This is a genomic window from Variovorax sp. 05T418, from assembly GCF_056396385.1.
The window spans coordinates 269,369-287,407 of the sequence record NZ_JBFTLJ010000003.1 but is presented as its reverse complement, the minus strand read 5'-3'; the positions used below and the strand labels follow the sequence as shown (position 1 = coordinate 287,407).

18 protein-coding genes are annotated in these 18,039 nt (G+C 68.4%); 8 read left to right on the top strand and 10 right to left on the bottom strand.

Annotation, left to right across the window (positions count from 1 at the left end):
- Positions 1–47 precede the first annotated feature (47 nt).
- The 3 genes from AC1DMS_RS07340 to AC1DMS_RS07330 form a co-directional block, all read right to left on the bottom strand.
- Positions 48–1,475 (bottom strand): sensor histidine kinase, encoded by a 1,428-nt coding sequence (locus AC1DMS_RS07340; RefSeq protein ID WP_012746116.1) that lies wholly within the window; start codon positions 1,473–1,475, stop codon positions 48–50.
- On the bottom strand, positions 1,475–2,839 hold the full coding sequence (miaB, locus tag AC1DMS_RS07335) for a tRNA (N6-isopentenyl adenosine(37)-C2)-methylthiotransferase MiaB (RefSeq protein ID WP_012746117.1): 1,365 nt from the start codon (positions 2,837–2,839) through the stop codon (positions 1,475–1,477). The genes AC1DMS_RS07340 and miaB overlap by 1 nt, the downstream gene beginning before the upstream one ends.
- 94 nt (positions 2,840–2,933) lie before the next feature.
- Positions 2,934–3,329, bottom strand: coding sequence for a hypothetical protein (locus tag AC1DMS_RS07330; RefSeq protein WP_230537739.1), 396 nt, complete (start codon positions 3,327–3,329; stop codon positions 2,934–2,936).
- A 324-nt stretch (positions 3,330–3,653) separates the two neighbouring features.
- On the opposite strand from AC1DMS_RS07330, the gene AC1DMS_RS07325 reads away from it, so the two are divergent.
- Together AC1DMS_RS07325 and AC1DMS_RS07320 are read left to right on the top strand one after the other, a co-directional pair.
- On the top strand, positions 3,654–4,781 hold the full coding sequence (locus tag AC1DMS_RS07325) for an efflux RND transporter periplasmic adaptor subunit (protein ID WP_012746119.1): 1,128 nt from the start codon (positions 3,654–3,656) through the stop codon (positions 4,779–4,781).
- Positions 4,778–7,948: an efflux RND transporter permease subunit gene (locus tag AC1DMS_RS07320; protein WP_478180838.1), complete on the top strand. Its 3,171-nt coding sequence runs from the start codon at positions 4,778–4,780 to the stop codon at positions 7,946–7,948. Before AC1DMS_RS07325 ends, AC1DMS_RS07320 begins: the two co-directional genes overlap by 4 nt.
- Here the strand turns inward: AC1DMS_RS07320 and AC1DMS_RS07315 are convergent.
- From AC1DMS_RS07315 to AC1DMS_RS07295, 5 genes are read right to left on the bottom strand one after another with little or no spacing between them, the layout of a single operon-like run.
- Positions 7,945–8,592 (bottom strand): histidine phosphatase family protein, encoded by a 648-nt coding sequence (locus AC1DMS_RS07315; RefSeq protein WP_018903623.1) that lies wholly within the window; start codon positions 8,590–8,592, stop codon positions 7,945–7,947. The two genes, AC1DMS_RS07320 and AC1DMS_RS07315, sit on opposite strands and share 4 nt — an antisense overlap.
- Before the next feature lie 21 nt (positions 8,593–8,613).
- Positions 8,614–9,234 (bottom strand): DUF4136 domain-containing protein, encoded by a 621-nt coding sequence (locus AC1DMS_RS07310; RefSeq protein WP_018903622.1) that lies wholly within the window; start codon positions 9,232–9,234, stop codon positions 8,614–8,616.
- Between the two features lie 46 nt (positions 9,235–9,280).
- Complete coding sequence (gene ttcA / locus AC1DMS_RS07305) at positions 9,281–10,210, bottom strand: tRNA 2-thiocytidine(32) synthetase TtcA (RefSeq protein ID WP_018903621.1); 930 nt, start codon at positions 10,208–10,210, stop codon at positions 9,281–9,283.
- A 57-nt stretch (positions 10,211–10,267) separates the two neighbouring features.
- Positions 10,268–10,642, bottom strand: coding sequence for a dihydroneopterin aldolase (locus tag AC1DMS_RS07300; RefSeq protein WP_012746124.1), 375 nt, complete (start codon positions 10,640–10,642; stop codon positions 10,268–10,270).
- A gap of 8 nt (positions 10,643–10,650) precedes the next feature.
- On the bottom strand, positions 10,651–11,439 hold the full coding sequence (locus AC1DMS_RS07295; protein ID WP_436299558.1) for an SDR family oxidoreductase: 789 nt from the start codon (positions 11,437–11,439) through the stop codon (positions 10,651–10,653).
- A gap of 59 nt (positions 11,440–11,498) precedes the next feature.
- On the opposite strand from AC1DMS_RS07295, the gene AC1DMS_RS07290 reads away from it, so the two are divergent.
- Both AC1DMS_RS07290 and AC1DMS_RS07285 read left to right on the top strand, forming a co-directional pair.
- Positions 11,499–12,581, top strand: a complete 1,083-nt coding sequence (locus AC1DMS_RS07290; RefSeq protein ID WP_018903618.1) for a class I SAM-dependent methyltransferase — start codon at positions 11,499–11,501, stop codon at positions 12,579–12,581.
- A 59-nt stretch (positions 12,582–12,640) separates the two neighbouring features.
- Positions 12,641–13,504: a TauD/TfdA dioxygenase family protein gene (locus AC1DMS_RS07285; RefSeq protein WP_062363122.1), complete on the top strand. Its 864-nt coding sequence runs from the start codon at positions 12,641–12,643 to the stop codon at positions 13,502–13,504.
- 30 nt (positions 13,505–13,534) lie between these two features.
- Here the strand turns inward: AC1DMS_RS07285 and AC1DMS_RS07280 are convergent, their stop codons facing one another.
- Entirely contained in the window at positions 13,535–13,936 is a 402-nt protein-coding gene (locus AC1DMS_RS07280) for a DUF5329 family protein (protein WP_278877404.1), read from the bottom strand.
- Between the two features lie 105 nt (positions 13,937–14,041).
- Here AC1DMS_RS07280 and hisN point away from each other — a divergent pair, with 105 nt between their 5' ends.
- The 3 genes from hisN to AC1DMS_RS07265 are packed head-to-tail and all read left to right on the top strand — an operon-like array spanning position 14,042 to position 15,998.
- Positions 14,042–14,818 (top strand): histidinol-phosphatase, encoded by a 777-nt coding sequence (gene hisN, locus AC1DMS_RS07275; RefSeq protein ID WP_436299559.1) that lies wholly within the window; start codon positions 14,042–14,044, stop codon positions 14,816–14,818.
- Between the two features lie 9 nt (positions 14,819–14,827).
- The gene (locus tag AC1DMS_RS07270) at positions 14,828–15,022 is read left to right on the top strand and encodes a DUF2905 domain-containing protein (RefSeq protein WP_281147626.1); all 195 of its coding nucleotides are present in this window, start codon (positions 14,828–14,830) and stop codon (positions 15,020–15,022) included.
- Between the two features lie 49 nt (positions 15,023–15,071).
- A complete protein-coding gene (locus AC1DMS_RS07265; protein WP_012746131.1) occupies positions 15,072–15,998 on the top strand; it encodes an ROK family protein in 927 nt (308 codons plus the stop codon).
- Here the strand turns inward: AC1DMS_RS07265 and AC1DMS_RS07260 are convergent.
- Complete coding sequence (locus tag AC1DMS_RS07260; RefSeq protein WP_436299560.1) at positions 15,971–17,524, bottom strand: aminotransferase-like domain-containing protein; 1,554 nt, start codon at positions 17,522–17,524, stop codon at positions 15,971–15,973. The two genes, AC1DMS_RS07265 and AC1DMS_RS07260, sit on opposite strands and share 28 nt — an antisense overlap.
- A 173-nt stretch (positions 17,525–17,697) precedes the next feature.
- Between AC1DMS_RS07260 and AC1DMS_RS07255 the strand changes: the two genes are divergently transcribed.
- Complete coding sequence (locus AC1DMS_RS07255; RefSeq protein WP_436299561.1) at positions 17,698–18,039, top strand: hypothetical protein; 342 nt, start codon at positions 17,698–17,700, stop codon at positions 18,037–18,039.

Genomic DNA, 18,039 nt, shown 5'->3' with positions numbered 1-18,039 from the left:
GGTGTTTGTTTTCAGGTGTGTGCCTGGGGGGCTTCACGGTGGGTTGTTCAGGCCGTGCGCGGCAGTTCGATGCGAAAGCGCGCGCCGGGCCCCTCTGGCAGCAGGGTGATGCGGCCCCCATGGGCAGCAATGTACTCCTGCACGATCGAAAGGCCGATGCCCGTGCCCTTGACGGCATGCTCGGGCTGGCGTTCGCCCCTGTAGAAAGGCTCGAAGATCCGGTCCCGGTCGCCCTCGGCAATACCCGGGCCGGCATCGTTGATATCGATGCACGCGGTGGTGGGCGTGCCCGACACCACGATCGAAATGACGCCGCCGCGCGCCGAATAGCGGATCGCGTTGGACAGCAGGTTGGCCACCGCCGTGCCGAGCTTGGCGCGGTCCACCGGGAGCGTGATCGACTCGCCCTCGGCATGGACGCGCAGGCCGTGGGCCTGCCACTGCAGGCGCTGCGCCTCGATCTGCTCTTCGACCAGCGGCAGCAGGTCGGTGCGTTCGCGGCGCAGTTCGCGCGCCTCGAAGGCGGCGGCGTTGAAGCGCAGCAGCGCCTCGATCTGGCCCTGCAGCGAAACGGTGTTCTGGTTCAGGATCTGCGCCACCTCGAGCTGCGCCGGATTGAGCGGACCCGTCACGCCGTCTTCCAGCAGCGAGACGCCTTCGCGCAGCGCCGCCAGCGGCGTCTTGAGTTCGTGCGAGACGTGGCGCAGGAAGCGTGCCTTGTCGGCATCGAGCTCGGTCAGGCGCAGGCGCAGCCACTCGAGCTGCTGCGACAGGCGCCGCACGTCGGCCGGGCCGCGGATGTCGATCGGCTCGTCGAGCCGGTTCTGGCCGAGCCCGACGATGGCGTGCTCCAGCCGCTTGAAAGGACGCGCGAGCCAGATGCCGAAAGCCAGCGCCAGCGACACCGCCAGGATGCTGGCGGCCACCACTTCGCGCATCAGCCGGCGGCGCGCGTTCTCGATGCGCTTGGCCAGCGCGTCGTTCTGCATTTCGATCAGGAACTGGGCCTGCTGCGCCAGATTCGTGTTCAGCGAATCGAGCTCGCGGAACTGCATGGCCATGCCGCTTTCGCGCGAGAGCGCGCTGTCGGCGCTACCGCTCATGAGCCCCTCGATCACGCCGAGCTGGGCGCGCCACAGCTCGATGCCCGACGGCGCGAGGCCGTTCCGCTCGAGCCGTTCGAGCACCTGGTGCGCTTCGCGCGCGGCATCGTCGAAGCGGCGGCGCAGCACGGCGTCGTTCAGCACCAGCGACTGGCGCCCGGCGCGCTCCATGGCGGCACTGCGCTCGGCCAGCGACTGGGCCGCGCCCGAGAGCCGCAACGCGCGGGCCGCCGCATCGCGGCTCTGGGTCATGAGCGCGTCGTACTGGAACACCGAGCGCAGCGCCACGCCCACCAGCAGGGCGGTGATCAGCAGGAACGCGAAAAGCAGGAGCTGCTGGAACGAGCCCCGTCTGGACGGCCGCTTCGCCATCAGGCGGCGAGCGCGGCGGGAACCGGCACCGTCGACGATTCGCGCGTGGCCACCTCGCCGCGCAGCGTGTAGGCCAGCGAGCGCGTGATGCGCAGGTCGGCCATCTGCCCGACCAGGCGCGCGTCGCCTTCGAAGTTGACCACGCGGTTGCAGGCGGTGCGGCCCATCAGTTCGTTCGCATCCTTGCGGGAAGCCCCCTCGACCAGCACGCACTGCGTGGTGCCGACCAGCGCATCGCCGAAGCGGCGCACGTTGCCGTCGATCACGCGCTGCAGCGTCTGCAGGCGAGCCAGCTTCACCGCATGGGGCGTGTCGTCCTGCAGCGCCGCGGCGGGCGTGCCGGGGCGCGGGCTGAAGATGAAGCTGAAGCTGTTGTCGAACTGGCAGTCGTCGATCAGCTTCATCATCTTGGCGAAGTCTTCGTCGGTCTCGCCCGGGAAGCCGACGATGAAGTCGCTGGAGAGCGCGAGTTCGGGCCGGATGGCGCGCAACTTGCGCACCGTGCTCTTGTATTCCATGGCGGTGTAGCCGCGCTTCATGGCCATCAGGATGCGGTCGCTGCCGTGCTGCACCGGCAGGTGCAGGTGGCTCACCAGCTGCGGCACCTTGGCATAGGCCTCGATCAGCCGCGGCGTGAACTCGTTGGGGTGGCTGGTGGTGTAGCGGATGCGCTCGATGCCCGGAATCTCGGCGACGTATTCGATGAGCAGCGCGAAGTCGGCGATCTCGGCCGTGTCTCCCATGCGGCCGCGGTAGGCGTTCACGTTCTGCCCCAGCAGCGTGACTTCGCGCACGCCCTGGTCGGCCAGGCCGGCGATCTCCACCAGCACGTCGTCCAGCGGACGGTTCACTTCCTCGCCGCGGGTGTAAGGCACCACGCAGTAGCTGCAGTACTTGGAGCAGCCTTCCATGATCGAGACGAACGCCGTGGCGCCGTCGACGCGCGCGGGCGGCAGGTGGTCGAACTTCTCGATCTCGGGAAAGCTGATGTCGACCTGGGGCCGGTCCAGCCGCTCGCGGTCGTTCAGCATCTCGGGCAGGCGGTGCAGCGTCTGCGGGCCGAACACGATGTCGACGTAGGGGGCGCGCGCGATGATGGCCTCGCCCTCCTGGCTCGCCACGCAGCCGCCCACGCCGATCTTCACGCCCTTGGCCTTCAGGTGCTTCACGCGGCCGAGGTCGCTGAACACCTTCTCCTGCGCCTTCTCGCGCACCGAGCAGGTGTTGAACAGGATCAGGTCGGCCTCGTCCACGTTCTGCGTCGGCTCGTAGCCCTGGGCGGCGTGCAGCACGTCGGCCATCTTGTCCGAGTCGTACTCGTTCATCTGGCAGCCGAAGGTCTTGATAAATACTTTTTTGCTCATGGGGTGCTTTCCTGGCCCTTCCCGCCGGGAAGGCCGATGCAGGGCGCTTGCGTCGTCCTGCGGCGCGGCGGGCGCGGCCCGCCGGCCTCTTTATTTATTGCGTGTTGACGGTGTCGTTCGAAGTGAACGGCCAGATGTTCAGGAAGGGCTTGTTCAGCGATTCGCGGCTGGCCGTGGCCTCGCCCGGCGTGAGGATCCACACCTCGCGCAGCAGGCCGGCGGCATCGCGCGTGTAGTTCACCAGGTATTTCTGGCCGACGATGCCGCCCGCCATCACCAGCATGTTCTGTTCGCTGCGGATGCGGGCGCCGGGCGCCAGGCGGTCGACCTGGCCGTCGAGCTCGACATCGGGCGCATTGATCACCATGAACTTGCCGCGCAGCGTGCCGACCGGGAAAGTGCGCCCGCCCACCAGCGATTCGTTCTGGGTCTGCGGCCGCGGCACTTCGGACTGGGCTGCGGCGCCGATGGAAAAAAGGCTCGCAGCCACTGTGCAAAGCGCTATGAAAGTGAGAGCATTCGTGGGTTTCTTGCAGCGGTTCATGGGGTATATCCAGAGGCTGTGGAGCGGCGATTTTAGCGGCGGGGTGAAATCATCCCTGGCGCCTGCCACAGCGGGTTGTACATGGGCCCTGGCATTGCGGCTTTACTTATCTTTACGGCACTCACGGACACTGCGAGTCGACGGCTGCTCCAATAGCCGCTGTCAGCCCAAAGTGCACAAGAACCCATGAAGAAAAAAATCGTCCTCGCTCTTGCAGGTGTGTTGATCGTAGCCGTCGCGGGATGGTGGTGGAGCGGGTCGGGCGATCGCATGGCGGCAAAGAACGCCAGGCCAGCCGCCGCCGGTGGCGCCCCCGCAGACGGCGCGCCGGCCGCGCTCGTCACGCTTGCCACCGCCGAGCGGCAGGACGTGCCGGTCACGGTGCAGGTCAACGGCAGCGTGGTGTCGCTCAACAGTGTCGATCTGCGGCCGCAGGTGACCAACACCGTGGCGGCGGTGCACGTGAAGGAAGGGCAGTTCGTCAAGGAGGGCCAGCTGCTCTTCACGCTCGACGACCGCAACGACCAGGCCAACCTGGCCCGCGCCCGCGCCCAGCAAAAGCGCGACGAAGCCACCCTGGCCGACCTCGAGCGCCAATACAAGCGCAGCCAGGAACTGCTGGCGCAGAACTTCATTTCCAAGAGCGCCACGGACGCCACGCTGTCGCAGCTGGAAGCGCAGCGCGCCGCGGTGGCGGCCGACCGCGCCGCGGTGCAATCGGCGCAGGTGGCGCTGGGCTACGCCACGCTGCGCGCGCCCATTGCGGGGCGCATCGGGGCCGTGAACATCTATCCCGGCACGCTGGTGCAGCCGACGCTGTCGCTGGTCACCATCACGCAGCTCGATCCCATCGCGGTGAGCTTCCCGGTGCCGGAGGCCAACCTGCAGGACCTGCTGGCGGCGGCGCGCAGCCGGGCCAAGGTGGAGGCGCTGGTCGTCGGACGCCGCGAGCCGCTCAGCGGCGTGCTCAATTTCGTCGACAACACGGTCGATCCGCAGATCGGCACGGTGCGCGCCAAGGCGGTGTTCGACAACGCCGACCAGAGCCTCTGGCCGGGCCAGTTCGTCGGCACCCGGATCACGGTTCGCACGCTCTCCGGCGCCACGGTGGTGCCGGCCGCGGCGCTCATGATGCTGTCCGAGGGCGCTTCGCTCTACGTGGTCGACCAGGCCATGAATGCCAAGCGCCGCAAGGTGCAGGTGCTCCACACCTTCGGCACCAAGGTGGCGGTGAGCGGCGTCGAGCCGGGCGAGCAGGTGGTCATCGAGGGCAGCCAGAACGTGCGCCCGGGCGGCAAGGTCAGGGCCGATAAAAAGGCCGCGCCGGCCGGTACCACCGGCGTCACGCCGGGCAGTGCGGCCTCCTCGGACACCCAGGCTCCCCGGGAACGCGCATGAACATCTCGGAGCTGTGCATCCGTCGTCCCGCGATGACGGTGCTGTTGTCCGCGGCGGCGGTGGTGGCGGGCATCTTTGCCTACTTCAGCATCCCGGTGGCCGCGCTGCCGAGCTACAACACGCCGGTCATCAACGTGAACGCCCAGCTGCCGGGCGCGAGCCCGGACACCATGGCTTCGTCGGTGGCGCTGCCGCTGGAGAAGCAGTTCTCGACCATTCCGGGCCTGCAGACCATCAGCTCGGTCAACACCCAGGGCGTGAGCTCGATCACGCTGGAATTCGTGAGCAGCCGCGACATCGATGCCGCCGCGGTCGACGTGCAGGCCGCGCTGCTGCGCGCCCAGCGACAGCTGCCGCAGGAACTGACGCAGCTGCCTTCGTACCGCAAGGTCAATCCGGCCGACGCGCCGGTGCTGTTCATCGCGCTGATCTCGCCGTCGATGAATCCGGCCGAGCTCAACGACTACGCCGAGAACCTGATCTCGCCCACGCTTTCCACCATCGACGGCGTGGCGCAGGTGGGCGTGTACGGTCGCAAGGCCTTTGCGGTGCGCATCAAGGCCAATGCCGACCTGCTCAATGCGCGCAACATCACGCTCGACGAGCTGGCCAAGGCAGTGAATTCGGCCAACGCCAACACGCCCGTCGGCGTGCTCGACGGGCCGCGCCAGACGCTCACCATCCAGGCCAACCGGCAGCTCACGAGGGCGGAAGATTTCGCCAAGCTGATCGTCGGGCAGCGCAACGGCGCGCCGGTGCGGCTGGACGAAGTGGCCACCATCGAGGACAGCTTCGAATCGGTCAAGACCGCCAGCAGCTTCAACGGCCAGAGCTCCATCTCGCTGGCCGTGCAGCGCCAGCCCAACGCCAACACCGTGCAGGTGGTGGATGCGGTGCGCGCACTCATTCCGCGCTTCAAGGCGGAGCTGCCGCAATCGGTCGAGATCCACATGGTGAACGACCGCTCGCTGTCCATCCGCGAAGCCGTGCACGACGTGCAGCTCACGCTGCTGGGCACCGTCGCGCTGGTGGTGCTGGTAATCTTCCTGTTCCTGCACCGGCTGGTGGCCACGCTGATTCCGGCGGCCACCATTCCCATTTCGCTGATCGGCGCGGTGGCGCTGCTCTATGCCTTCGGCTACAGCCTGGACAACGTCTCGCTGCTGGGCATCACGCTGGCCGTGGGGCTGGTGGTGGACGATGCGATCGTGGTGCTCGAGAACATCATGCGCTACGTCGAGAAAGGCATGGAGCCGATGGCCGCGGCGCTGCGCGGCGCGCGCGAGGTGGGCTTCACCATCATCTCGATCTCGATCTCGCTGGTGGCGGTGTTCATTCCCATCTTCTTCATGCCGGGCGTGATCGGCCTGCTGTTCCATGAGTTCGCGGTGGTGGTGGCGCTGGCGGTGCTGGTGTCGGCCATCGTGTCGCTCACGCTGGTGCCGATGCTCGCGAGCCGGCTGCTCAAGCACGTGCCGCGCAAGGATGGCGCGCTCGACCACGAGGAAGAGCACCCCGAGCCCGGCACCGCCGTGGGACGCGCCTTCGAGCGCGGCTACCGCTGGGTGCATGCGAACTACATGCGGACGCTCGACTGGACGCTCGCGCACCGCAAGCTGATGCTGCTGTTGGCCGGCGGCACCTTCGTCGTCACGGCCTGGCTGTTCGTCTCCATTCCGAAGGGCTTCTTCCCCGAGGAGGACATCGGGCAGATCCAGATCACCACCGAAGCGGCCGAGGACATTTCCTTCACCGCCATGAACGCGCTGCAGGAACGCGTGGCCGCTTCGCTGCAGGCCGATCCGAGCGTGGCCTACGTGAGCTCGTTCGTCGGCGTGGGCGGTCCCACCGCCACGCAGAACTCCGGCCGCCTGTTCGCGGTGCTCAAGCCGCGCAGCCAGCGTCCCAAGATGGCCGCGGTGCTCGAATCGCTGCGCCAGCGCTTCCGCGAGATCCCGGGCATCGCGGTCTACATGCAGCCGGTGCAGAACCTGCGCCTGGGCGGCCGCCAGAGCAAGGCGCGCTTCCAGTACACGCTGCAGAGCGTCAATGCGGGCGAGATGGTGCCCTGGGCCACGCGGCTCATGGAGCGCATGCGCGCCGATCCGGCCTTCCGCGACGTCACCAGCGATTCGCAGAACCGCGGCCTGCAGGCCACGCTGGAGATCGACCGCGACAAGGCCGGCGTGCTCGGCGTGGCCGTGGGCGACCTGCGCACCGCGCTCTACAACGCGTACGGCGACCGGCAGATCGGCAGCATCTACGGCGCGAGCAACACCTACCAGGTGATTCTCTCGGCCGCCGACAACGACCGGCAGTTCGAGGACGACGTGTCGCGCCTGTCGGTGCGCAGCACCAGCGGCCGGCTGGTGCCGCTGTCGGCCTTCTCGACCGTCAAGCGCACCGTGGGGCCCACCTCGGTCAACCACCAGGGGCAGCTGCAGGCGGTGACGGTGTCGTTCAACCTCGCGCCCGACGTGCCGCTGGGCAACGCGACCGCGAAGATCGACCAGTTCAAGGAAGAGCTGAAGATGCCGCAGTCGATCATCACCACCTACGGCGGCGATGCCGCGGTGTTCCAGAGCTCGCAGGCCAGCCAGGCCGTGCTGCTGGTGCTGGCCGTGCTCGTGATCTACGTCCTGCTGGGCGTGCTGTACGAAAGCTACATCCACCCGCTGACCATCCTGGCCGGGCTGCCGTCGGCGGCCGTGGGCGCCTTGCTCGCGCTCAAGATCTTCGGCTTCGACCTGACGCTGATCGCGACCATCGGCATCCTGCTCCTGATCGGCATCGTGAAGAAGAACGCGATCATGATGATCGACTTCGCCCTTGATGCGCAGCGCACCGAGGGCATGAAGCCGGTCGATGCGATCCGCGAGGCCTGCCGGCTGCGCTTCCGCCCGATCCTCATGACCACGCTGGCCGCGCTGATGGGCGCGCTGCCGCTCGCATTGGGCCTGGGCGCCGGCGCCGAGCTGCGCCAGCCGCTGGGCGTGGCGGTGGTGGGCGGGCTGATCTTCTCGCAGGTGATCACGCTCTACATCACGCCCGCGATCTACCTCGCGCTCGACCGCTACAGCGGCACCGGGCCGATGGTCGACCTGCCGGGCGAGGCCAAGGCCGAGGCTGGTGGCGGTGCCGCGGGGCACGCGGCCTCGCACGCCTAGGTTGTGGTCTCGTCGAGAACGTCGTCGTCCGCCGCCAGGTGGGCGGTATCGCTCCAGCCCACGAGGCTGAAGCCCTCGGGCGTCCACAGCATGCGGTTGATGGCGGCGTTCCCGAGCTGCCAGGTGCGCGGCGCCTGCAGCTCCTGGCGCGTGGCGGCGCGGTAGAGCACGTCCATCACGCCGCCGTGCGCCACCAGCGTCACCAGCTGGCCCGGATGGCGCGCGGCCAGCTTCGATGCGACGCGCGTCACCCGCTCGCGGAAGACCAGCAGGCTCTCGCCGCCCTCGGGCTGGAATTCGGGGTCGCGCTCGCGCCAGCGCCGGGCCTGGTCGGGCAGGGTGGACTCGATCTCGGCAAAGCTCATGCCCTCGAAGCGGCCGAAGGCGCGTTCGCGCAGGCCGGGCTCGGGCTGCACCGTGAGGCCGTGGGGCCTGGCGATCTCCTGCGCGGTCTGCCAGGCGCGCGACAGGTCGCTGGCGTAGATCGCGCCGATGTCTTCGTGCGCCAGCGCCTGCCCGACGCGCCGGGCCTGCCAGAGCCCGGTGTCGTTGAGCCCGATGTCGAGCTGGCCCTGGATGCGCGTGTCGACGTTCCAGGCGGTTTCGCCATGGCGAACGGCAATCAGGCGGGTGGCTTCTTCCATCTGCTGGATTCTAGGAGCGCGTCATTTCTTCTTTGCGGCGGACAGCTCGATGTTCACCCGGCGCTCGCCCTGCGGCGGATTCGGAAAGCCCTGCAGCGCCGCCTCGAACATCACCGGCAGGATGGTCGCGCTGACGTTGTACGGGCCCTCGTTGCGGGCCCGCGTTTCGTAGACCACGCGGTTCGTGCCGATGTCGCGCAGCACGATGCTCACTTCGCGCTCGTACCAGGGATTGGCCGCGGGTGGCATGAAGGCCGGGCCGCCGTACCAGCCGCCGCCGTACCACCGGCGTGCATAGCCGGGATAGCCGTAGCCATAGCCCCAGGGGCCGTCGAAGAGCCATGGATCGGCCCAGGGCGAGAGGCCGGCCGCGACGCGTGCGCCGATCTGCGCGCTGTACTGCGGCCTGGCGTCGTCGCGGCGCAGGCCGACCTTGTCGAGCGCGGCGGCGGCCATGGCCTCGAGCGATTCCTGCCGGGCGAGGTCGGCCTGCTGCGACGGCAGGCGCTCGAAGCGGTAGCTGGCGCCCGGCGCCACGGTGGCGAGCGACGAGAAGCTTTTCACATCGCTGTCGACCACCCAGGAGGTGGCGCAGCCGCTCAGGCTTGCTATCAGAAGAAGAGCTGAAAACGCACGTTTCATGAGGATCTCCGGGCTCCGCGGCCCAAAATTCCCCTGGGTTGCCCGCTCAGCCCTGAAGGATGCGCAGGGCTGCAGGTGCCTGGGAGAGCAGGTCGAAGGAGGGCGTGTCGAAGGCCTTGTCGCCGTCTTCGTCGGCCACGCCGGTCGCCTTCAGACCCTTGAAGTCGTGCTGCGTTCCGTCGAGCAGGTGCGAGGGCACCACGTTCTGCAGCGCGGTGAACATGTTCTCCACGCGGCCGGGGTGCTTCCTGTCCCACTCGCGCAGCATTTCGCCGACCTGCTTGCGCTGCAGGTTTTCCTGGCTGCCGCAGAGCGTGCACGGAATGATCGGGAATTCGCGGTGCTGGGCCCAGCGCACCAGGTCTTTCTCGGCCACGTAGGCGAGCGGGCGGATCACGATGTGCTTGCCGTCGTCGCTCACCAGCTTGGGCGGCATGCTCTTGAGCTTGCCCGCGAAGAACATGTTGAGGAAGAAGGTCTGCAGCATGTCGTCGCGGTGGTGGCCGAGCGCGACCTTGGTGGCGCCCAGTTCGTCCGCCACGCGGTACAGGATGCCGCGGCGCAGCCGGCTGCACAGGCCGCAGGTGGTCTTGCCCTCGGGGATCACGCGCTTGACGATGCTGTAGGTGTCCTGGTTCTCGATGTGGAAGTCCACGCCGAGCTCGCTCAGGTATCTGGGCAGCACCTCCTCGGGAAAGCCGGGCTGCTTCTGGTCGAGGTTGACCGCGACGATGTCGAAGTGGATCGGTGCGCGGGCCCTGAGCTTGAGCAGGATGTCCAGCATGGCGTAGCTGTCCTTCCCGCCCGAGACGCACACCATGACCTTGTCGCCCTCCTCGATCATGTTGTAGTCGACGATCGCGCGGCCGACTTCGCGGCACAGGCGCTTTTCGAGCTTGTGCGTTTCGCGCTCGATCTTCAGGGAATTGGTGGCGGCGCCGGCGACGGGCGCCTCGTCGATCCAGACGGCGTTCATGGGTGGGCTGCTTCGGTCAGGCAAATCGGGGGGAGGAGGGCCCGATTTTGCCTCGGTTCACCATTCCCCGGCTTCCATGCGGATAGCCACCTCGCAGTCGTCGAAGATCTCGAGCTTGGCGATCTTCACCCGCACGCCGACCACGCCGGGCAGCTGCAGCAGCCGCTGCGCGAGCTTGCCGATGAGCGTTTCGAGCAGGTTCACATGCTCGGCCGTGCACTCGTCGATGATGATGCGGCGCACCTTGCGGTAGTCCAGCACGTGGTAGATGTCGTCGTCCTTCGGCAGCAGCGGCTGCGCGCCCAGGTGCAGCTCGGCATCGACCTGGATCGGCTGCGGGGCTGTCTTTTCCTGGTCGAGGATGCCCAGGTTGGCGTCGAAGCGCAGCCCCTGCAGGGTGAGTGTCTGGCGGCCGATCGGGTTGGAAGGCATGGTGGGGCTCACATCAGCGAGAAGTCGCGGTCGAATTTCATGAGGTGCTGGCCGCCGTCCACCACGAGCGTGGTGCCGGTGATCGAGCTGTTCTCCAGCGCGAACTTCACCGTGGCCGCCACGTCGGCCGGCGTCGAAGAGCGGCCCAGCGGCGAGAGCGTGTGCAGCTTCGAGAACCGGTCTTCGTCGAGCATGTGGCTGGGCAGCGTGAGGCCGGGCGCCACGCCCACCACCCGCACGCGCGGCGCCAGTGCCAGCGCCAGCATGGGCGTGGCGGCCTCGAGCGCGGCCTTGGAGAGCGTGTAGCTCAGGAAGTCGGGGTTCGGGTTCCAGAGCTTCTGGTCGAGCATGTGCACGACGGCGCCCTGCGCGTCGCCGCGCAGCGCCAGGTGGTCGTGCAGCGCCTGCGCCAGCACGATGGCCGCACCGGTGTTGCTGCGCGCATGGCGCTCCATGAGCGCGTAGCTGAAGCTCGCGGCGTCGTCGTGTTCGAAGAGCGCTGCGCTGTGGACCACGGCATCGACGCTGCCGAAGTGCGCCGCCACGCGCGGCAGCAGGGCGCGGGTGGCGCCTTCGTCGAGCAGGTCGGCCTCGAAAGGCGCCGAAGTGCCCGACAGGGCCGCGCAATCGGCCGCGGTTTGCTCGGCCTCCCCGCGCGAGCTGCGGTAGTGCACCGCCACCTGCCAGCCGCCGGCGGCCAGCGCCAGCGCGATCTCGCGCCCCAGCCGGCGGCCGGCACCCGTGACGAGGACGGTGCGGCGGGCTGGCGTAACAAGAGGAAGGGGCGCTGTGCTCATGCGGGCAGAGAAGGGAGAATCGGCGGGTGACGACAAAAACGACGACAAACAGTTTACCCATGGCCCTCGACATCCTGATTGCCCGTTCGGTGGAACGGGCGGGCGGATGGATCGGCTTCGACCGCTTCATGGCGCTGGCCCTGTATGCGCCGGGGCTGGGCTACTACGCCAACAGCTCGGCCAAGTTCGGCCACATGCCGTCGTCGGGCAGCGACTTCGTGACGGCGCCGGAACTCACGCCCATGTTCGGGCAGGCGCTCGCGGCGCAGGTGGCCGAGGCGCTGGAGAAGACCGGCACCGACACGGTCTGGGAATTCGGCGCCGGCACGGGCGCGCTTGCCGTGCAGCTGCTGCATGCGCTCGACGAGATCGGCCGCGGCGACGTGCGCTACCGCATCGTCGACCTGTCCGGCACCTTGCGCGAGCGCCAGCAGCAGGCGCTGGCGCGCTACACGGACCGCGTCGAATGGCTCGGCGAACTGCCCGAGGCGATGCAGGGCGTGGTGGTCGGCAACGAGGTGCTCGACGCGATGCCGGTGCAGCTCTTGGCCCGCGTGGGCGGCCAGTGGTTCGAGCGCGGCGTGGTGCGCAACGTGCGCGCCGACGGCTGGGCCTGGGCCGACCGCGAGACCGCGCTGCGGCCGCCGTTCGAGGTGTCCGGCGAGCACGACTACCTGACCGAAATCCATCCGCAGGCCGAGGCCTTCGTCGCGACCCTGGCGGACCGCCTGAAGAGCGGCGCGGCCTTCTTCATCGACTATGGTTTTCCGGAGCGCGAGTACTACCACCCGCAGCGCCACATGGGCACCGTGATGTGCCACCGCGCGCACCAGGCCGACGGCGATCCGCTGTCGGATGTGGGCTACAAGGACATCACGGCGCACGTCAATTTCACCGGCATCGCGCTCGCGGGGCAGGAGGCCGGGCTCGAGGTGCTGGGCTACACCAGCCAGGCGAGGTTTCTGCTGAACTGCGGGCTGCTCGAGCGGATGGGGCAGGGCAGCACGGCAGAAAGAGGCATGGCGGCTCGGCTCGTTCATGAGCATGAGATGGGGGAGCTGTTCAAGGTGGTGGGGTTTGCGGTGGGGGAGGGGTGGGAGGCGATGGGGTTTGCTGAAGGGGATCGGAGTCATACGCTCTGACATAAGCAACCAACAAAGATTTCGTTGAGAACCCCCTCACTAAAACCTACATTGGCGCAATGACCGCCCCCCAGCACTTCGAAGTGCGCCCCTTCAACGCCCCCGTCGGCGCAGAAATCGTCGGCCTCGACATCTCGAAGCCCATCAACGACGAAGACTTCGCGCGCATCCACCGCGCGCATCTGGACCACCACGTGCTGGTGTTCCGCAACCAGCAGATCACTCCGGCCGAGCACATCGAATTCAGCCGCCGCTTCGGCCCGCTCGAGATCCATGTGCTGCACCAGTTCCATCTGAAGAACCATCCCGAGATCCTGATCGTCTCCAACATCAAGGAGAACGGCGAGCCCATCGGCCTGGGCGATGCGGGCGTCTATTGGCATTCGGACATCTCGTACAAGCCCCAGCCCAGCCTGGGCTCGCTGCTGCATGCGCAGGAGCTGCCGAGCGAGGGCGGCGACACGCTCTTTGCCGACCAGCATCTTGCGTGGGAAACGCTCTCTCCCGAGCTGCAGCAGCGCATCCTGCCGCTCAAGGCCGAGCACAGCTACCTTGCCAAGTACGAGGCGCTGCGCGCAAAGAACCCTTGGCGGCCCAAGCTCTCGCAGGAGCAGATCGACCAGGTCGCGCCCGCCGTGCAGCCGGTGGTGCGCACGCACCCCGAGACCGGCCGCAAGGCGCTGTTCGTCAGCGAGCATTTCACGACGCGCATCGTCGGCCTGCCGCCGCAGGAGAGCGACGCGCTGCTGGCCGAGCTGTTCGCGCACAGCGTGAAGCCGCAGTTCGTGTACCGCCACCAATGGGCGCCGCACGACCTCGTGTTCTGGGACAACCGCTCGCTGATGCACCTGGCGGCCGGCACGCCGGACCATCTGCGGCGCCGCCTCAATCGCACCACCATCGTGGGCGACACGCCCTTCTGATGGCTTCTTCTTTGGCCCGATGCAGCCGGGTCAACCGGCGCCAGGCTTGCCGCTGCCGCCGCCCTGGCGCAGCGTGCGCAATTCGGCGTTGAGGAATTCGTTGGCGTCCCGCATCGAGCCGTTCGGCATCTTGATCTTGTAGGGCTTGCCCGTCATCTCCGAGCGGGAGGCGCAGCGGTCGATGAAGTCTTCCGCCGTGGTGATCTCGTCTTTGAAGTGGTCGAACTTGGCCTGCATGTGCTTGGCGGCATCGGCGGCGTTGTGCTCGTCGCCGTTGCGCATGAAGGTCATCGTCGTCATCTTCGAGACGCGCAGGATCAGCGTGTCGATGAGCTTTTGCTCCGACGCGGAAGGGGTGGCCTGGGCCAGCGCGGCCGCAAGGCCGAGCACCAGCGCCAACAGGGCGCGACGCGGAAGTTGAAATGAAGCCATGTGGTCGATGTGGCAATTTCCGGACCATGCTAGGGCGGTGGCCCCATGCGTGTCAAACCGGGCCCGGCTCGGGTCTAATCGCAGTTTTGGCACGCTTGGTTTCCCATGAGCTCTTCCGCCCCCGATCTGCTGTCGATCGCGCATTTTCTGGCCGATGCCGCCGCCGCGCAGTCGATGCGCTATTTCCGCACGCCGCTGGACATCATCACCAAGGCCGACGAGAGCCCCGTGACGCTGGCGGACCGCGCCGCCGAGACGGCCATGCGCGAGATCCTTGCCGTGCGCGCCGCCGCGGACGGCATCTTCGGCGAGGAGCACGGCCTCGAGCGGCTCGACGCCGAGCGCGTCTGGGTGCTCGACCCGATCGACGGCACGCGCAGCTTCATCACCGGATCGCCGCTGTGGGGCACGCTGATCGGCGTGCTGCAGGGCTCGCGCGTGGTGCTGGGCATGATCGACATGCCGGTGCTCAAGGAGCGCTGGGTCGGCCAGGCCGGCCAGGGCGCGACGCGCGACGGCCAGCCGGTGCACGCGAGCAGCTGCACCGAGGTGGCCAAGGCGCGCATCGTCACCACCTCGCCCGACATCTTTGCGCCGGCCGACTGGCAGGCCTTCGACCGGCTGAGCCGGCAGTGCGCGATGCGGCGCTTCGGCGGCGACTGCTACGGCTATGCGCAGCTCGCGGGCGGCACCATCGACCTCGTGGTGGAAACCGGCCTGCAGCCCTACGACTACCTGGGCCCGGCGGGCGTGATCGAGGCCGCGGGCGGCGTCATCACCGACTGGCAGGGCCAGCCGCTGGGGCTGGAGTCCGATGGCCGGGTGATTGCGGCCGCAACGCCCGAACTTCACCGACAAGCCATGGCCATCCTTGCGGCCTAGACTGTTCCCATGATCCGCTGGCTGATCGTCGTCGTCCTTGCCCTGGTGCTCATGAGCGGCCTCACGGCCTGGCTGCGCCGGTTCGGCTTCGGGCGGCTGCCCGGCGATTTCGAATTCCGCGCCTTCGGCCGCGAATGGCAGCTGCCGATCTCGAGCACCCTGGTGCTCAGCATGATCGCGGCGCTGGTGGCGCGCTTCATCTAGCGCCGTTGTTGATGAACCCGTCCAGAGACCCAGAGAGAAGAACCACGCGATGAGAGCCTGCGTTGACATCGGCGGCACCAAGGTGGCCGTGAGCCTTTCCCCTTCGAGCGATGCGCCGCTGGCCGGCCGCCGCAGCGAGCCGACGGCCAAGACCGGCGACAACGACGCCGTGGCGGTGCAGATCATGCGCATGATCGACGAGGTCTGCGCCGAGCAGGGCATCGCGCCGGCCGACATCGACCGCGTGGGCGTCTCGTCCACCGGCCCCTTCGAGCTGCGCGACGGCATGGTGGAGCTGGCCACGCCCAACATCTGCGGCGGCATTGCGGGGCCGGCGCGCGGCCTGCCCAACAACTGGATGACGGCAATCATCGAAGCCCCGCTGGCCCGGCGCTTCGGCCGTGTGCGGGTCGAGAACGACGCCGTGGCCGCGCTCGAGGCCGAGCGCCACTGGGGCGCGCTGCAGGGCCTGGACCACTGCGCCTACGTCACCTGGAGCACCGGCGTGGGCGTGGGCCTGTGCGTGGACGGCCGTGCGCTGCGCGGCAAGAACGGCAATGCCGGCCATGCGGGCCACAGCTTCGTGGTGGACGACGCCAGCGGTGCGCTCTGCGGCTGCGGCAACCTCGGCGACGTGGAGGCGCTGGTGGCGGGCAACTCCATCGCGCGCCGCTTCGGGCAGCCCGCGCCCGACCTGTTCGCGGCCGCCTCGGACGGCGAGCCGCATGCCGTCGAGATCGTCGATGCGCTGTGCCGCGTGATGGGCCGCATGATCTACAACCTCATTGCCACGCTCGACCTCCAGCGCATCAGCCTGGGCGGCAGCGTGTTCTGGCACCACCGCGACTTCCTGCTGCCGCGGCTGCAGGCGCAGGTCGACGGCAAGCTCAAGCCGCTCACGCGCGGCGTGCTGCTGGTGCCCGCGGGGCTCGGCGAAAAGGTCGGCGACTACGCGGCCCTGGCACTGCTCGACTGAAGCTGGCGCCCCTGGGGCGACTGGATGGGAACCGGGGGCGATGCCGGCCGCATGGGCAGTGGCGCCGCAGCCGTGCCGGCATCACCGCGGCTCATCAGCGTCTCGATGATCTGGCCCAGGCGGCGCAGGCCCGTGTCGACCGCCTCGCCATACGGCCAGCCGCAGTTGATGCGCAGGTAGTGGTCGAAGCGCGAGGAGTTGGAGAACAGCGTGCCGGGCGCCACCACGATCCGCTCCGCGAGCGCCGCATCGAAGACCCGCGATGACGACAGGCGCTCGGGCAGCTCGACCCACAGCTGCAGCCCGCCGGGCGGCAGGTTGATGCGCGTGCCCGCCGGAAAGTAGCCGGCGATCGCATCGGCGGTCTGCTCGCGCTGCGTCTTCAGGCAGCTGCGCAGATGGCGCAGGTGGCGGTCGTAGGCGCCGGTGGCCATGAACAGGCCGGCGCCGCTTTGCGAGAGCCCTTCGTTGTTGCGGGTCTGCGCGTACTTGAGCATCTCCACCCGCGCATGCCAGCGGCCGGCCGTGATCCAGCCCAGGCGCAGGCCGGGCGCGAGGATCTTGTGCAGCGAGGCGCAGTGGATCACGTTGCCGCCGGTGTCCCAGGACTTGAGCGCGCGCGGCGGCGTCGGGGCGTCGACCAGCTCGCTGTAGGTGTCGTCCTCGATCAGCGGAATCGCGTGCCGCTCGCACAGCTGCGCGAGCCGCGCCTTGTGGGCGTCGGGCATCACGCTGCCCAGCGGGTTCTGCAGGTGCGGCACCACCACCACGGCCTTGATGTTGTCGTAGGTGCGGATCGCGAGCTCCAGCGCTTCGATCGAGAGGCCGGTCTGCGGGCTGGTCGGAATTTCCAGCGCGCGCATGCCCAGGCTCTCGAGCACCTGCAGCAGGCCGTAGAAGGTGGGCGACTCCACCGCCACCGTGTCGCCCGGCTGCGCCACCGCACGCAGCGCGAGGTTGAGCGCCTCGATGCAGCCGTTGGTGACCAGGATGTCTTCCGGCGAGATCGCCATGCCCACGCGCAGGCTGCGCTGCGCGAGCACCTCGCGGAACTGGCGGTGGCCCTTGAGCGGCGCCGCAATCGTCAGCATGTCGGGCTGCTGGCGCAGCATGCGCGTCATCGCATTGCGCAGCGCCTCGGCCGGATACAGCTCGGGCGCGCCGCGCGCGATGGAAAAGTTGAGCTTCTCGGGAAGCTGCCGGCGGCGCGCCACGAAGTCCGACACCTTGGCGTGGATGCCCACGTACTGCGCCGGGTCGGGCGGCACGCCGGCCGGGGGCTCCTCCATCGGCGCAATGGCAAGGCGCCGCGGCCGGCGCACGAAGTAGCCCGAACGGTCGCGCGCCTCGACCCAGCCGTCGCTTTCCATCGTGCGGCACAACTGCAGCGCGGTCGACAGGCTGATGCCGTGCAGGCGCATGAGGCTGCGCAGCGAGGGCAGCTTGTCGCCCTGCTTGAGCGAGCCGGTGTGGATCGCGTCCACGTAGTGCGCTGAGAGCTGGCGGTAGAGCGGTAGCGAATCCATGGCCTCGATGCTCCCCCTGTCGCGCATCCAAAAACAGATGCAGTTGCGAAGGAAAACGACCATAACAGATGCGCCGCAGCCACCGCTGTTCCGGTGCGAATCGCCTGGGCGTGTGCCTGTTTTATGGGCGCCCGAATTCCTACGATGGGCGCATCCACTCCAGAAGGCGCGCCATGTTCCCCACCACCCTCGACCGACTGCCCGATACCGTCGTCCTGCAACCGGGCGAGGCCCTGCGCGCCGCGCTCGACCCCGCCACCTGGCTCGAAATGCTGGAGGGCCGCGCGCTGCTCGTGTCGCCGCCCTCTTGGTTCGGCGACACCGTGTTCACCGCGAAGACCGTGCTGAACGAGGGCGACGTGCACCGGCTGGAACGCGGCGGCTGGATCGAGCTGTCGGCGCTGGCGCCGGTGCGGCTGCGCGTGCATGCGCAGGCACAGCAGCAGACAGCGGCGGTTCGGCCCACGGAGCCCCGGCCGGTGATGCGGCTGGTGCGGCTTCTGACCGGAAGCTGA

Coding starts and splice junctions, on each gene's coding strand:
- ttcA (WP_018903621.1), bottom strand. CDS start 10,210: ATGAACGCCGTCTGGATCGACGAGGCGCCCGTCGCCGGCGCCGCCACC.
- hisN (WP_436299559.1), top strand. CDS start 14,042: ATGAGCTCTTCCGCCCCCGATCTGCTGTCGATCGCGCATTTTCTGGCC.
- AC1DMS_RS07295 (WP_436299558.1), bottom strand. CDS start 11,439: ATGAGCACAGCGCCCCTTCCTCTTGTTACGCCAGCCCGCCGCACCGTC.
- AC1DMS_RS07325 (WP_012746119.1), top strand. CDS start 3,654: ATGGCGGCAAAGAACGCCAGGCCAGCCGCCGCCGGTGGCGCCCCCGCA.
- AC1DMS_RS07255 (WP_436299561.1), top strand. CDS start 17,698: ATGTTCCCCACCACCCTCGACCGACTGCCCGATACCGTCGTCCTGCAA.
- miaB (WP_012746117.1), bottom strand. CDS start 2,839: ATGAGCAAAAAAGTATTTATCAAGACCTTCGGCTGCCAGATGAACGAG.
- AC1DMS_RS07315 (WP_018903623.1), bottom strand. CDS start 8,592: ATGGAAGAAGCCACCCGCCTGATTGCCGTTCGCCATGGCGAAACCGCC.
- AC1DMS_RS07320 (WP_478180838.1), top strand. CDS start 4,778: ATGAACATCTCGGAGCTGTGCATCCGTCGTCCCGCGATGACGGTGCTG.
- AC1DMS_RS07270 (WP_281147626.1), top strand. CDS start 14,828: ATGATCCGCTGGCTGATCGTCGTCGTCCTTGCCCTGGTGCTCATGAGC.
- AC1DMS_RS07310 (WP_018903622.1), bottom strand. CDS start 9,234: ATGAAACGTGCGTTTTCAGCTCTTCTTCTGATAGCAAGCCTGAGCGGC.
- AC1DMS_RS07265 (WP_012746131.1), top strand. CDS start 15,072: ATGAGAGCCTGCGTTGACATCGGCGGCACCAAGGTGGCCGTGAGCCTT.
- AC1DMS_RS07300 (WP_012746124.1), bottom strand. CDS start 10,642: ATGCCTTCCAACCCGATCGGCCGCCAGACACTCACCCTGCAGGGGCTG.
- AC1DMS_RS07260 (WP_436299560.1), bottom strand. CDS start 17,524: ATGGATTCGCTACCGCTCTACCGCCAGCTCTCAGCGCACTACGTGGAC.
- AC1DMS_RS07290 (WP_018903618.1), top strand. CDS start 11,499: ATGGCCCTCGACATCCTGATTGCCCGTTCGGTGGAACGGGCGGGCGGA.
- AC1DMS_RS07340 (WP_012746116.1), bottom strand. CDS start 1,475: ATGGCGAAGCGGCCGTCCAGACGGGGCTCGTTCCAGCAGCTCCTGCTT.
- AC1DMS_RS07285 (WP_062363122.1), top strand. CDS start 12,641: ATGACCGCCCCCCAGCACTTCGAAGTGCGCCCCTTCAACGCCCCCGTC.
- AC1DMS_RS07280 (WP_278877404.1), bottom strand. CDS start 13,936: ATGGCTTCATTTCAACTTCCGCGTCGCGCCCTGTTGGCGCTGGTGCTC.